General features: G+C 62.7%; 16 protein-coding genes and 1 pseudogene. 9 read left to right on the top strand and 8 right to left on the bottom strand.

Annotated features, from left to right (window positions below):
• Nucleotides 1-106 precede the first annotated feature (106 nt).
• From CK230_RS31715 to CK230_RS31705, 3 genes are all read right to left on the bottom strand, one after another.
• Nucleotides 107-712: a transglutaminase-like cysteine peptidase gene (locus tag CK230_RS31715; protein WP_095820712.1), complete on the bottom strand. Its 606-nt coding sequence runs from the start codon at nt 710-712 to the stop codon at nt 107-109.
• A gap of 273 nt (nt 713-985) precedes the next feature.
• Nucleotides 986-1,603 carry a PilZ domain-containing protein gene (locus CK230_RS31710; protein ID WP_095820716.1) on the bottom strand — a complete coding sequence of 206 codons (618 nt, stop codon included), beginning with the start codon at nt 1,601-1,603 and terminating at the stop codon, nt 986-988.
• Between the two features lie 173 nt (nt 1,604-1,776).
• Nucleotides 1,777-2,415: a PAS domain-containing protein gene (locus CK230_RS31705; RefSeq protein WP_095820715.1), complete on the bottom strand. Its 639-nt coding sequence runs from the start codon at nt 2,413-2,415 to the stop codon at nt 1,777-1,779.
• 424 nt (nt 2,416-2,839) lie between these two features.
• On the opposite strand from CK230_RS31705, the gene CK230_RS31700 reads away from it, so the two are divergent.
• On the top strand, nt 2,840-3,583 hold the full coding sequence (locus CK230_RS31700; protein ID WP_095820711.1) for a rhomboid family intramembrane serine protease: 744 nt from the start codon (nt 2,840-2,842) through the stop codon (nt 3,581-3,583).
• Between the two features lie 205 nt (nt 3,584-3,788).
• Nucleotides 3,789-4,220 carry a CBS domain-containing protein gene (locus CK230_RS31695; RefSeq protein WP_095820714.1) on the top strand — a complete coding sequence of 144 codons (432 nt, stop codon included), beginning with the start codon at nt 3,789-3,791 and terminating at the stop codon, nt 4,218-4,220.
• Between the two features lie 45 nt (nt 4,221-4,265).
• Here the strand turns inward: CK230_RS31695 and CK230_RS31690 are convergent.
• Nucleotides 4,266-4,537: pseudogene (locus CK230_RS31690) on the bottom strand (YjhX family toxin).
• Between the two features lie 384 nt (nt 4,538-4,921).
• On the opposite strand from CK230_RS31690, the gene gatB reads away from it, so the two are divergent.
• The 3 genes from gatB to CK230_RS31670 all read left to right on the top strand — a co-directional run bounded on the left by gatB (nt 4,922) and on the right by CK230_RS31670 (nt 7,737).
• Nucleotides 4,922-6,421: an Asp-tRNA(Asn)/Glu-tRNA(Gln) amidotransferase subunit GatB gene (gatB, locus tag CK230_RS31680; protein ID WP_095820710.1), complete on the top strand. Its 1,500-nt coding sequence runs from the start codon at nt 4,922-4,924 to the stop codon at nt 6,419-6,421.
• 4 nt (nt 6,422-6,425) lie between these two features.
• On the top strand, nt 6,426-6,914 hold the full coding sequence (locus tag CK230_RS31675) for a GNAT family N-acetyltransferase (RefSeq protein ID WP_095820709.1): 489 nt from the start codon (nt 6,426-6,428) through the stop codon (nt 6,912-6,914).
• Between the two features lie 214 nt (nt 6,915-7,128).
• Nucleotides 7,129-7,737, top strand: a complete 609-nt coding sequence (locus tag CK230_RS31670; RefSeq protein WP_245430130.1) for an AIM24 family protein — start codon at nt 7,129-7,131, stop codon at nt 7,735-7,737.
• Between the two features lie 59 nt (nt 7,738-7,796).
• On the opposite strand, the gene panC is transcribed toward CK230_RS31670, so the two are convergent.
• Both panC and panB read right to left on the bottom strand, forming a co-directional pair.
• Complete coding sequence (panC, locus tag CK230_RS31665) at nt 7,797-8,648, bottom strand: pantoate--beta-alanine ligase (protein WP_095820708.1); 852 nt, start codon at nt 8,646-8,648, stop codon at nt 7,797-7,799.
• Nucleotides 8,645-9,484, bottom strand: coding sequence for a 3-methyl-2-oxobutanoate hydroxymethyltransferase (gene panB / locus CK230_RS31660; protein WP_095820707.1), 840 nt, complete (start codon nt 9,482-9,484; stop codon nt 8,645-8,647). Before panB ends, panC begins: the two co-directional genes overlap by 4 nt.
• Before the next feature lie 58 nt (nt 9,485-9,542).
• Between panB and CK230_RS33405 the strand changes: the two genes are divergently transcribed.
• The 4 genes from CK230_RS33405 (at nt 9,543) to CK230_RS31640 (ending at nt 11,357) form a co-directional block, all read left to right on the top strand.
• A complete protein-coding gene (locus tag CK230_RS33405; protein ID WP_176480294.1) occupies nt 9,543-9,758 on the top strand; it encodes a hypothetical protein in 216 nt (71 codons plus the stop codon).
• Nucleotides 9,759-9,807: 49 nt separating this feature from the next.
• Nucleotides 9,808-10,206 (top strand): NADH:ubiquinone oxidoreductase subunit NDUFA12, encoded by a 399-nt coding sequence (locus CK230_RS31650; protein WP_095820706.1) that lies wholly within the window; start codon nt 9,808-9,810, stop codon nt 10,204-10,206.
• A gap of 135 nt (nt 10,207-10,341) precedes the next feature.
• Nucleotides 10,342-10,914: a DUF2155 domain-containing protein gene (locus CK230_RS31645; protein ID WP_095820705.1), complete on the top strand. Its 573-nt coding sequence runs from the start codon at nt 10,342-10,344 to the stop codon at nt 10,912-10,914.
• Between the two features lie 59 nt (nt 10,915-10,973).
• Nucleotides 10,974-11,357, top strand: a complete 384-nt coding sequence (locus CK230_RS31640; RefSeq protein ID WP_095820704.1) for a hypothetical protein — start codon at nt 10,974-10,976, stop codon at nt 11,355-11,357.
• A gap of 2 nt (nt 11,358-11,359) precedes the next feature.
• Here CK230_RS31640 and aat read toward each other — a convergent pair whose 3' ends face one another.
• Both aat and accC read right to left on the bottom strand, forming a co-directional pair.
• Complete coding sequence (gene aat / locus CK230_RS31635) at nt 11,360-11,977, bottom strand: leucyl/phenylalanyl-tRNA--protein transferase (protein ID WP_095820703.1); 618 nt, start codon at nt 11,975-11,977, stop codon at nt 11,360-11,362.
• A gap of 12 nt (nt 11,978-11,989) precedes the next feature.
• Nucleotides 11,990-13,333 carry an acetyl-CoA carboxylase biotin carboxylase subunit gene (gene accC / locus CK230_RS31630; RefSeq protein ID WP_095820702.1) on the bottom strand — a complete coding sequence of 448 codons (1,344 nt, stop codon included), beginning with the start codon at nt 13,331-13,333 and terminating at the stop codon, nt 11,990-11,992.
• Between the last annotated feature and the right edge of the window lie 4 nt (nt 13,334-13,337).

Genomic DNA, 13,337 nt, shown 5'->3' with positions numbered 1-13,337 from the left:
CGGGCGCCTAAACCCGGGGCGTGGGGGACGGGTTGGGTGGGGACTCGACCGGGCTTTCTCTCTGGGCGCGCCGCGTCACCGCGACGTGCCCGATCGCTTTGCCGCCTTAGCGGACGCTGGCGACCGCGTCCTCGCGGCCGTCGTTGATGGTCACCCAAACGCCCGAATTCTCAGTCGATTGACGCTTGAGATAGGTGTAGACCGTATCGTTCCAGGCGAGCACTTTCGGCTCGAGATTGTCGAGGATGAACTCGCCGAGGCCGGTGCGCACGGTGAGCACGGCATGGCCGTCGCCATTCGGCTGGCGCACCACCGTCATCAACAGATTGCCGGCCGGGACACCCGCGGCCATCAGCGCGCGACGCTTCTCCAGCGCGTAGTCCTCGCAATCGCCAACGCCATTGTCGGGATAGGCCCAGTATTCCTCGACACCGTAGATTTCCATGTCGGTGCGCGGCTTGACGCGGGTGTTGACCGAATTGTTGACGTTGACGATCGTCGCCCACAGCTTGCGCGTCAGTTCGACCGGCGACCCCTTCGACGTCCGCTCGTTGCATTCGCCCGGAATGCGCTGACAGAAATCATAGTGACCGACCGGCTGGGTGGTGCGGCCACCCGTATGCATGTAAACCGGTCCTGCGCTTGCCGTGCCCCACGCGGAAAGCTGCATCGCCATTGCCAAGAGCAACAGCTTGCCCCTCGTCATTTTCATTCTTGTAGTCTCCCCGTTTGAGGAGACTGTGCCACGTTGGGATTTATTTGACGCAAAAACGCGAAGTAGACATTGAGTAAAACGCCAGTAGAACAAGCATAAAATTTGAACTATCGCTATCTTGAATTATTCAGGTTTGCGACGTTCCGCCGGTCAGCAGGCCGGCCAAACCGGCAACAAAAAACCGGCCGCCAGGGGCCGGTCCGCTTCGCTTGTGGGCAAGCCCGCGCTTAAGCAATTCCAGGTGAAGTGCGAGCTCGGCGGCTTCGCCCTTTATGACCGCGGCGCGTTGAATTCCTGGTCGAGCGTTTCCGGGCGCTGGATGACCGCGAATTCGATAGCGACGCCATCCTCGAAATGGCGCACAACCTGGCCGCGCATGGTTCCAAGCATGACCTGGATGCCGATCGCCGGCTTGACGTCGATCTCGATCGCGGCGCCCGAGAGCGACAGGTCGATGATGCGGCACTGATACTGGCGCCCGTCGGTGAGCTGCAGGACGCTCATCGGATTGCGCGGCGCCACGCGCTCGTGGCGACGATCCTCGGGCAGGTCCAGCTCATGCTTGTTGGCAAGCCAGGTGAGCTGTGCGGCAAGCTTGTCCTTCTTGCGGTCCGAGGCGATGACGGTCATGGCAAAACCGTCCTGCGACGTGCGCGTCACGATCCCCTCGACGCGGCCGATATGGTCGATATAGGCGATAACCTTCTCGCCCGGCATGCCGATACGGTCGGTGCGCAACGCGACGTTGCCGGGTGACATATCGATCACCTGGCATGGATGCTCGGTGCGGTCTTCCAGCATGAAGCGCCCGTAAATCTTGACCCGGACACGCTGAAAGTTGCGCCGCTCAGCTCGTGACGGTGCAAATTCTACCGCCGCTGACCTCATGACCGCCTGCACCTCGTTGGCATTCCGCGCGACGATGCGTGGAATTTCGCCCGAAAAACTACAGCAAAGCAGGTTAACAAACGGGAAAAATCGGCCGCGAAAGCCCGGGCCTGTAGGCTTGTACGACGCAGAATATTAACCGCGGGCGAGAGAAAAATCCGGCGCGGCCAAGCTCATTCGTGACGTCCGCCGTCGAGGACGACGAGGTGGCGGATGCGGCGCACGCGGCCGAGCGCCGAAATGGTTTCCGGAGGATCGAATTCGGACGGAACGAGTGAGGGAACCTCGATCGCCGGCCGGTTCTTCAGGAACATCGGTTCCTTCTCGGGATCTATCACCCGGATCGTGTCGATAAGCGCGTCGCCGAGCGGGTCCGCGCCCAGCCAGAACGGCTTTTCGGCGGCGCTGATAATGCCGAGGCAGCGCGGGTTCTCGTGGCCGCCATCCAATGGCAGCGCCAGGAGCTCGAATTTGTTGGAGCGGCCGTTGCGGCTGAATCCCTCGTAAGTCATGAACAGCACCGATTTCTGATCGAAAACGCCCTGCATGAGCCGCGACACCAGCCGCTGGTCTTTCTCGCGCCAGAGCGAGGGAAAGGAGAAGCCCTTGAGCTCGCGTCCGTAATAGGCGCAGAGCCTCGTGCCGGCCAGCCGGAACACCGCTTCGCCGCGCGTGTCGCGCTCGAGGATGAAGGTGTCGGCCAGAAGCGACTTGATGTCGGCCGGCTCCACTTCCGATCGTTTCGGAGCGAGGCGGCCATCACGCAGCTGGTTCCAATATTGGAACAGCGCGATTGATCCTTTTTCTTTCATGTCCATTCCGCTCCGCACAATCTGTCTTTTGATGTCCCATCGGCGAACAGACAGGGCGCCCTCCGATGACCTTCATGCGGTGCGGAGCAGGATGCGTGCCAGTATCGTTAACGTTTGTTCACGCCTCGGGGTCGTTAAGGTTAACAAGTGGTTTACATTGCGTGCCGCCGAGGCCCGTGGCACATCAAAACCACTCCAAATGGTCGTTCTAGCAGCGATCGGCAGCACTTCAGTCACGGGTTTACGGGGAGCAGGGGACTCGACCGGCCGTTCAGGGGGACACCTGGACGGCCTCTTTTTTGATTCGACCCTGTTCTGATTCGCCACTTTTCGGATGGGACGCCGTGGCGATTAGCCGTTTGTGATTCGAACGGGCGTGATCTACATGCTCGCCGAACCTCGAGTCCCAGACCTGCGAAGGCGCATGAACGAACCGGCAAGCCCTATCGAAGCCGAACCGCAGCCGGATGAGGCGCCCGAGCCGCGGCGCCGCGAACCGGTGTTCAACCTGCCGCCGGTCGTGCTTGCGGTGATCGCCATTTGCGCCGTGGTCTATCTGCTGCAGCAATATGCGCTGAACGAGACCCAGCAGATGACGCTGCTCTATGACGGCGCCTTTATTCCGGTGCTCTACACCGGCCAATATGGCTTCGACTGGTTCCTGTTCACCCGTCCATTCACCTATGCGTTCATGCATGGTGGCATTGCCCACATCGCCATCAACATGATCTGGCTTGCGGCCTTCGGCTCGCCGCTCGCCAATCGTCTCGGCGCGCTACGCTTCGCCATATTCTTCGCGGTGACCGGGCTGGCTTCTGTTGTTCTGTTCTGGGTGCTGCATCCCTATGGCGAGGTGCCGCTCGTCGGTGCATCGGGCGCGATTTCCGGCATGATGGGCGCGGCCGCGCGCTACGGCTTCCGCATCGACCGGTCGTCAGGCAGGGCGGCCTTTGCCGGCGAGCCCCTGCCGATAGCGGCCGTGTTGCGCTCGCGCGGCGTCATGACCTTTCTTGGCGTCTGGATGGTGATCAATCTGGCCACCGGCCTGCTCGGCTTCGCGCCGGGCGTCGATGGCCAGATCGCCTGGGAAGCCCATATCGGCGGCTTCATCGCCGGCTTCTTCGGACTGCGTTTCTTCGATCGCGGCTGGCTGCCGCCTAATCCTTAGGCGCACTTGAAAAGCAACCAATCACGGCGCACGATGTTGCCATGCATGTCGCCTAAAAGTGCGCAGCGGTTTTGGGAAAACGACATGCATCAAAAACACAAGCGCGCCTCGGCGCGCTTAGAGCCACCCGGTGTCTTCCTAGGGGCGCAGGGGCTCAAAAGCCGGTTGAGGTGGGGAGCCGGCGTCAAAGGCAGTGGAGGACGCCATGACGGTTAAGGCAATTCTTGAAAGCAAGGGCCATGACGTGTTCACGCTCGGGCCCAATGAGAAACTCAGCGAGGCCATTCGCATTCTGGCCGAGTACAGGATCGGCGCGCTCGTCATCACCAATGGCGACCGAAAGATCGTCGGCATCCTCTCGGAGCGCGACATCGTCAAGGTCTTGGCCAGGGAGGGCGCCGCCGCGCTCGATATCGCCGTGCGTTCGGCGATGACGCCGAAGGTGAAGATCTGCAACGAAAACCATACGGTCAACGAGGTCATGGAGATCATGACGAAAGGCCGCTTCCGCCATCTGCCGGTGGAGAAAAACGGCCTGCTCGACGGCATCGTCTCCATCGGCGACGTGGTCAAGCGCCGCATCGAGGATGTCGAGCGCGAGGCCGAGGAGATCAAGCAATACATCGCCACCGCTTGATCTTGAGTGAAAACGCTGGCTGTTGTCAGCCGGCGGGAGCGGGTTTTATCGGTTGTCGAGTTCGGCGCGGACGAGTTGGAGCCCGCGCCGGGTGATGCGGTGAGGGCCGCCGTCCGACGAGGAAACCGCTTTCTTGCGTCTCAGTTTTCGAAAGAGCTCCAGGTCGAAGCCCGGTAGCGCCAGCCGTCGCGGGTCAGGCACTGGACCGAGGCGATCTTCCTGCTCTCGTTCTTTTCGATTTCGATACGCCCGCCCTGCGCGAGCAGGTGCAGGATGCGCTGTTCCCCACAGCGCCGCGCGTCCTCTTGGACGCGCAAAAGGACGCTGTGGCACTCTTGGTTGGCGCATGATCCTTTCCGAAAATCGGTTCCGATTTTCGGGTTCATGCGCTGCGCGAAATGTCCATTGGATAAAGTCCCCGGGAAAAACAACAAAAGCCGCCGCCGCGAGACGTCGCGGCACGGGGTTTCAGGTTTTTCTGCCCTGCCTCGCCTAAGAGGTCAGGGCTTCACCGGGACTGAGCGTAAGTGGACATCCACTCTCCATTGGGATGGATGTCCTATAGGCGAACGTGGCGGAAAAGGCCAATGGGCGGGCTTTGCGCTTGTCTCGACGGGCTGTTTGCACTAGCGAAGCGGTACGATTTATACCCTTCGACGCGCGGACATTCTGCGCACTCATTCTGGAACTGACGGCAGATCATGAGCATCATCGACACCCGCACCCCCGACGCAAAACGTCTGATCCCCGGCGCCACCGGCGACTGGGAGATCATCATCGGGCTCGAAGTGCATGCGCAGGTGATCTCGCAGGCCAAGCTTTTCTCCGGTGCCTCGACGTCGTTCGGCGCCGCGCCCAACGCCAATGTCAGCCTGGTCGACGCGGCAATGCCCGGCATGCTGCCCGTCATCAACGAGGAATGCGTCAAGCAGGCGATCCGCACCGGGCTGGGCCTCAAGGCCGCGATCAACCACAAGTCGGTCTTCGACCGGAAGAACTATTTCTATCCGGACCTGCCGCAGGGCTATCAGATCTCGCAGTTCAAGCAGCCGATCGTCGGCGAGGGAAAGGTGATCGTCTCCGTCGGCCCTGACCGCCAGGGCGAGTTCGAGGATATCGAGGTCGGCATCGAGCGCCTGCACCTGGAACAGGATGCCGGCAAGTCGATGCACGACCAGCACCCGACCATGTCCTATGTCGACCTCAACCGCTCCGGCGTGGCGCTTATGGAGATCGTCTCCAAGCCCGACATCCGCTCGGCCGACGAGGCCAAGGCCTATGTCACCAAGCTGCGCTCGATCATGCGCTATCTCGGCACCTGCGACGGCAACATGGACGAGGGCTCGCTGCGTGCCGACGTCAACGTCTCGGTGCGCCGTCCGGGCGGCGCGTTCGGCACGCGCTGCGAGATCAAGAACATGAATTCGATCCGCTTCATCGGCCAGGCGATCGAATACGAGGCGCGCCGGCAGATCGCCATTCTCGAGGACGGCGGCAAGATCGACCAGGAGACGCGCCTGTTCGACCCGAACAAGGGCGAGACGCGCTCGATGCGCTCCAAGGAAGAAGCGCATGACTATCGCTATTTCCCCGATCCCGACCTTTTGCCGCTGGAATTCGACCAGGCCTATGTCGACGCGCTCGCCAAGGACCTGCCGGAACTACCTGACGACAAGAAGGCGCGGCTGGTCGATGTGCTTGGGCTGTCCGCCTATGACGCCTCGGTGCTGGTCTCGGAAAAGCCGATCGCCGACTATTTCGAGAAGGTTGCCGCCGGGCGCGACGGCAAGCTCGCTGCCAACTGGGTCATCAACGATCTCCTGGGGCAGCTGAACAAAGCCGGCAAGGATATTGAAAATGCTCCGGTTTCGCCCGAGCAGCTCGGCGCTGTTCTCGACCTGATCAAGGAAGGCACCATTTCCGGCAAGATCGCCAAGGACCTGTTCGAGATCGTCTGGAACGAGGGTGGCGATCCGCGCCAGCTCGTCGAAAGCCGCGGCATGAAGCAGGTCACCGACACCGGCGCAATCGAGAAGGCCGTCGACGAGGTGATCGCCGCCAACCCGGACAAGGCCGAGCAGGCGCGCGCCAAGCCGACCATGGCCGGCTGGTTCGTCGGCCAGGTCATGAAGGCCACCGGCGGCAAGGCCAACCCGCAGGCTGTCAACGACCTCGTCAAGGCCAAGCTGGGCATCGAATAGGGCGATGTTCGTTCGCACCGCCAGCGAGCGCGATCTTGTTGCGGTCCGCGCGCTGCTGGTCGAGGCCTGGCATGCGACCTATGACGCCATCTACGGCGCCGAGCGGGTTACGGCGATCACCGACGACTGGCATTCGATCGCCTCGCTCAAGGCGCGGTTGACACGGCCGAATTCCGAGTTCCTTGTGGCTGACGACGGCAAGCGGCTCGGCGGCATGGCATTCGCCGCCGCTACCACCGACCCGAAGATCGTCCTTCTGAACCAGCTCTACGTGCATCCGGCCCTTCAGCGGCAGGGGGTTGGCCAGTCGCTACTCGACGAAGTCGAAGCCAGTTTTCCGGAGATGGATACGCTGCGCCTCGAAGTCGAGGAAGCGAATGCCGTGGCGATCGCCTTCTACGAGGCCAATGGCTTCCGGCCGGCGGGCAGGACCGCCAATTGCGGTGGCAATTCGGCATTGCCCGCGCTCATCATGGAAAAACGGCTGGGCTAAATCGGGCACGCCTGTTCATCGCGCGGTTTTGATTTGATCGCGCCGATCCGCGCGACCAAGGCTGGTCGTTGCCGGCGTCGCAAACTCCACAAGGTAGAAGCGTCGCCGCAATGGGGGATAACCATGCCGGGCCTGCCGGAACTGATGCCGACCGAAGTGTCGGACGCCACTTTTGGCGGCGTGACCTATCACGTCGCCGGCGAAACTGGTCCCGGTGCTGTCGATCGATGTGACCAACATGCCGGTCTATTTCGAGCACCATATCCTGCTCTGGAAGAACACCACCATCACCATCGGCCTGAAGTCGCTGAAGGGCGCGCTGAAGCGCATGATCGCCGGCATGCAGATCTTCGTCACCGAGGCGTCCGGGTCCGGCGTCATCGCCTTCAGCCGTGACGGGCCGGGCCATATCGTGCCGATCCGTCTCCGGCGCGGCGAAGAAATCCAGGTGCGCGAGCATCAGTTCCTCGCCGCCACCGCCAGCGTCGATTATAGCTTCGAGCGCGTACGCGGGCTGGGAACGATGCTGTTCGGCCAGAGCGGCTTCTTCATCGACCGTTTCCGTGGCGAGACAGGCGACGGCATCGTCTGGCTGCACGGCTACGGCAACGTCTTCGAAAAGGTGCTGGCGCCCGGCGAAACCATCGATGTCGAACCGGGCGGCTGGCTGTTCAAGGACGCTTCGGTGAGGATGGATACGAGGATCGACAAGCTTTCCAGCGGCTTCTTCGGCGCCGCCATGAATTTCGTCGTCAATCGCTTCACCGGTCCCGGGCGCGTCGGCATCCAGTCGATGTATCTGCATATGCCATCGGAAGAGTAGGCGTCACGGGGCGCAGCGGCGACAGCCTGCGGATCGGCAGCCGATCGGGCCGCGGGCGCTCAGGCGGAGGGAATCTCCACATTGTCGATCAGCCGCGTCGTGCCGAGCCAGGCTGCCGCAAGCAGACGGCCGTTGCGGTTCCGCTGCCAGGGTGCAAGCGTGACGCCCGCGCGGGCGGCGACATAGTCGACCTTCCGGAAGCCTGCTGAGACAAGGGCCTTTGCCGCATCTTCGGTGGCGGCCGCCTCATCCGCGCCGTCCGAAAGTGCGGCAGCCGTGCGGCGCAGGATCACGTTGAGCTGGCGCGCGACGCCGAGCTCGGCCTCGCCGAGATAGGCATTGCGCGACGACATAGCGAGGCCGTGAGCGTCGCGCACGGTCGGCGCGCCGACTATCTCGACGGGCAGATCGAGATCGCGGCAGAGCTGCCTGACGACGCAAAGCTGCTGGTAGTCCTTCTCGCCGAACACGGCGCAATCGGGCTCAGCCTGCAGGAAGAGCTTCGCCACCACGGTCGCGACACCATCGAAGAAATTCGGCCTGAAGTCCGTCTCGAGGCCGGAAGAGGGGCCGCCCACCGAGATCTTGGTGGCGAAACCGGCCGGGTACATTTCGCTAACGCCCGGCGTGAAGGCGAGATGCGCGCCCGCCTCCCGCAACCGGTCGAGATCGCGGGCCAGCTGGCGCGGATATTTGTCGAGATCCTCCGTCGGCGCGAACTGCGCCGGATTGACGAAGATCGAGACGACGCAGCGCTCGGCCCGTTCAAGCGCGATCCTGACCAGCGAAATATGGCCGTCATGCAGCGCGCCCATGGTCGGCACCATGGCGACCCTGAGTCCGGCCCGGCGCCAGTCCCGGACCTGTGCGCGAAGGGCGGCGACGCTGTCGACGACGATTGGAGCGTTCATGTCTCGTCCTTGCCGGATGCCATCGTGAAGACGTGGTCGGGGCCGGGAAAGGCGCGGCTGCGCACCTCGGCCGCGTAGCGCGCCGCCGCATCGGCGACCACGCTGCGCAAATCCGCGTATTCCTTGACGAATTTAGGCACGCGGTCGACCGTCATGCCGACCATGTCGTCGATCACCAGGATCTGGCCGTCGCAGTCGGCGCTGGCGCCGATACCGATGCTCGGTATGGAAATATGACGGGTCAACTTCGCGGCCACGGCCTCCATCGTCCCTTCGATGACGACCGAGAAGGCGCCGGCTTCTTCCACCGCTTCGGCATCGCGGAACAGTGCCGCGATATTTTCCTCCGTCCGGCCCTTGATCTTGTAGCCGCCGTCCTTCTCCACCGACTGTGGCTGCAGGCCGATATGACCCATCACCGGTATTCCTTCGGCGACGATCGCCGCGATCTGGGCGACCATGGAGACGCCCCCTTCGAGCTTCACGGCCTGGCAGCCAGTTTCCTCGAAGATACGCCCCGCGGACTTTGCGGCCTGTGCCGGCGAGTCCTCATAGCTGCCGGCCGGCATGTCGACCACAATGCAGGCCTTGGCCGAGCCGCGCATCACGGCCTGGCCATGGGCGATCATCATCTCCAGCGAGGCGCCGAGCGTGGTTGCGTGGCCGTGCAGGACCATCGCGACGCTGTCGCCGACCAGCAGCAGGTCGACATGCGGATCGAGCAGGCGGGCGACGGGATACGTATAGGCGGTGAGGCAGACGATCGGCACGCCGCCCTTGCGGCGACGAATGTCTTCGGCGCCGATCCGGCTGTCGGCGGACGGATCACGGGTCAATCGTCACCTCCCTAGGAGCATGATGCCGAAAAGTGTGTAGCGGTTTTCGGACGACATCATGCTCTATCTCTTTGATTTTGAGCCGGATGATTTCAGGTCGATTCGACCTGAAATCATCCGGCTCAAGGCGCGTCCGGAAGGGGCAGGCCGAGCTTTAGAAAGCCGGGCAGCGCTTGGCAAGCCGCGGTATCGCCGGCAGAACAACTGCATCGATTTAGCGCATCGAGCATTTCCATTCGGGCATGGCAAAACCCTTGCCTTCGCGTTGGCGTGACGCCATAAGCAGGGGAAAGGCAGGAGCCGCTGCCGCCGCGAGGATCTGGATGAAAACTTTCCTGCTGCAGTTTTTCACCTGGTGGAACAGCCAGACGCTCGGCACCCGCTTCCACACCTGGCGCTTCGGCAAGAAGATCGGCGAGGACGAAGTCGGCAACGTCTATTATGAGGGCGGAGTCGATTCGGAAGGCCGCACCCGCCGTTGGGTGATCTATCGCGACTATTCGGAGGCCTCGAAGATCCCGCCGGGTTGGCATGGCTGGATTCATCACCGCGTCGACACGCCTCCCTCGAGCGAGAGCTACAAGCCGCGCGAATGGCAGAAGCCGCATCGGGCGAACCTCACGGGAACGCCCGGCGCCTATCGGCCGCAAGGTTCGATCCTGACCAACCAGCATCGCCCGCAAGTGACCGGCGACTACGATGCCTGGACGCCGGGATCGTAATCCTCCGGATCGCAATCCAAGGCGCTGCTTCGATCCTTTATCGCCACAATTGGCGTTTAGCTGCTTGCTGACTGCGCAGCCATGACTAGCCTTGGGCATTGAAGAATCACCCGGGCACAACCACCGGTATTTTGCATGAGTTCTTTCGGCCATATCTCTAAGGCGCTGATCGCTGCGACGTCCGTTCTGGTGGTCTCGACGACAGTCTTCGCCGCCGCGCAGGCGCCGGCCCCCGCGCCCGCGGCCGCCGACCGCATCACCAATCCGGTGGCCGAGTTTGCCGGCATCGACAAGATCACCGGCCGCATCATCACCTTCGACGTCTATGTCGACGAGACCGTGCAGTTCGGTGCTTTGCAGGTCACGCCCCGCGTCTGCTATTCGCGGCCGGATACGGAGCAGCCGAAGACCGATTCCTTCGTGGAAGTCGACGAAATCACGCTCGACCGCAAGATTCGCCGGATCTTCACCGGCTGGATGTTTGCCGAAAGCCCTGGTCTCAACGCCGTCGAGCACGCCGTCTATGACGTCTGGCTCAAGGGCTGCAAGCAGAAGTCGGACGTGCCGCCGCCGACCGCGGCAAAGGCCGAGACAGGCAAGTCGAAGACCCAGGCCGCCAAACCCAAGGCTTCGGCGGAGCCGGCCGACGCCGCGCCAGAACCGGCTGATGCGACGCCGGAGCCGGACGACGCGACCAACGCGAACTGATCTCGGAACCTGCCTGCCTTTGAGCCGTTCCAATTCGGCAAGGCGAGGAGGATTCCGCGATGACCCCCACGAAGCCGTTCATGGCCAACAAGCAGGAGCTTCTCGACATCGAGAGGGGTTTCTGGACCGGCGATTCCGCCTATTATGAAGCCAATGCCGATGTGGAGTGCCTGGTGGCGTTCCCGGGAATGGCCAAGGCCATGACGAATGCCGAATTGGCTGCAACGGCCAGCAAACCCAAGCGTTGGCGCGACCTCGACATCAAGGTGAAGGGCATGGTGGAGCCGGGCAGCGATATCGTCATGCTGACTTACGAAGCGCGCGCGACGCGTGAGAACGGCGAATCCCATGCCGCGCTGGTCAGCACCGGCTATGTTCACCGCGCCGACGGCTGGAAGATGATGTTTCACGCGCAGACGCCGCTGGATACTTCGCAGGGCTGACCTCAAGGATAGAAGACGGCCTCGCCCTTCAGCGCTTCGGCCAGCAGCTTCTCATACTGTCCGCGCGGCACGTCGATGGCGCCGAAGCGCTTCAGATGCTCGGTCGTGAACTGCGTGTCGAGCAGCGCGAAGCCGCGCGCCTTCAGTCGCTCGACGAGATAATAGAGGCAGGTCTTCGAGGCGTCGGTCTCCCTGGCGAACATGCTCTCGCCGAAGAACACGCGCCCGAGCGAGACACCGTAAAGGCCGCCGACCAGGCGGTCCTCGCGCCAGGCTTCGACCGAATGGCAGTGGCCGAGGCGATAGAGTTCGACATAGGCTTCGCGGATCGGCGCATTGATCCACGTCGAGCGGCGCTCTTCGCGCTTCTCGGCGCAGCCGTCGATCGTCGCCTCGAAATCGAAATCGTAGCGAATCTCGAACGGATGCTTGCGGATCGTCTTTTTGAGGCTGCGCGGTATATGGAACCCGTTCAGCGGAATGATGCCGCGCGTTTCCGGCCGCACCCAGAACACTTCCGGGTCGTTGGCGCTCTCGGCCATCGGGAAGACGCCCGAGGCGTAAGCCCTGAGCAGCAGGTCGGTCGGGATGCGATAGCCTGGCGCGTAGGGGCGGGTCATCGCATCCCCGTGCTATTCACCCTTGGCCAGGTATTTTTCCAGCCAGTGGATATCGTAGTCGCCATTGGCGATGTCCGGATTGCCGACAAGGTCGCGGAACAGCGGCAGCGTTGTCTTGATGCCGTCGACGACGAATTCGTCGAGCGCGCGGCGCAGCCGCATCATGCATTCGACGCGGTTGCGGCCATGCACGATCAGCTTGCCGATCAGGCTGTCGTAATAGGGCGGGATTTTATAGCCGGAATAGACGCCGGAATCGACGCGGATGCCAAGGCCGCCCGGCGTATGGAAATGCGTGATCGTGCCGGGCGAGGGCGTGAAGGTGCGCGGGTCCTCCGCGTTGATGCGGCACTCGATGGCATGGCCGTTGAACTTGATGTCCTCCTGCCTGACCGACAGCCCGCCGCCCGATGCGACACGGATCTGCTCATGCACGAGGTCGATGCCGGTGATCGCTTCCGTGACCGGATGCTCGACCTGCAGGCGGGTGTTCATCTCGATGAAATAGAACTCGCCATTCTCATAGAGGAACTCGATCGTGCCTGCGCCCGAATAGCCGAGATCGGCGATGGCCTTGGCGCAGATGCCGCCGATGCGCGAGCGCTCTTCGGTGTTGAGCGCGGGGGAGTTGGCTTCTTCCCAGACTTTCTGGTGACGACGCTGCAGCGAGCAGTCGCGTTCGCCGAAATGCACGCCTCGGCCGGCGCCGTCGCCGAACACCTGCACCTCGATATGGCGCGGCTTCTCCAGATATTTCTCGATATAGACGGCGTCGTCGCCGAAGGCCGCGCCCGCTTCCGACTTTGCCGTCTGCAACGCGACTTCGAGATCTGCTTCGGTGTGAGCCACCTTCATGCCGCGGCCGCCGCCGCCGGCGGAGGCTTTGATGATCACCGGATAGCCGATCTCGGCCGCAACACGCTTGGCTTCCTTGTCGTCGGTGATCGCGCCGTCGGAGCCGGGCACGACAGGAATACCGAGACGCTTTGCCGTGCGCTTGGCCTCGATCTTGTCGCCCATGATGCGGATATGGTCGCCCGACGGGCCGATGAAGGTGATGTTGTGCGCGGCGAGGATGTCGGCGAACTTGGCGTTCTCCGACAGGAAGCCATAGCCCGGATGCACGGCATCGGCGCCGGTGATCTCGCAGGCGGCGACGATCTGGTGGATGTTGAGGTAGCTTTCGCGCGACGGCGGCGGGCCGATGCACACGCTCTCGTCGGCGAGCCGCACATGCATGGCGTCGGAATCCGCGGTCGAGTGGACCACCACCGTCTGAATGCCGAGCTCCTTGCAGGCGCGCAGCACCCGGAGCGCGATTTCGCCGCGATTGGCGATGAGGATCTTCTGGAACATCTCT

It is taken from the genome of Mesorhizobium sp. WSM3859, from assembly GCF_002295065.1.
Taxonomy (GTDB): domain Bacteria; phylum Pseudomonadota; class Alphaproteobacteria; order Rhizobiales; family Rhizobiaceae; genus Mesorhizobium.
This window is presented reverse-complemented; position numbering and strand designations above follow the sequence as displayed.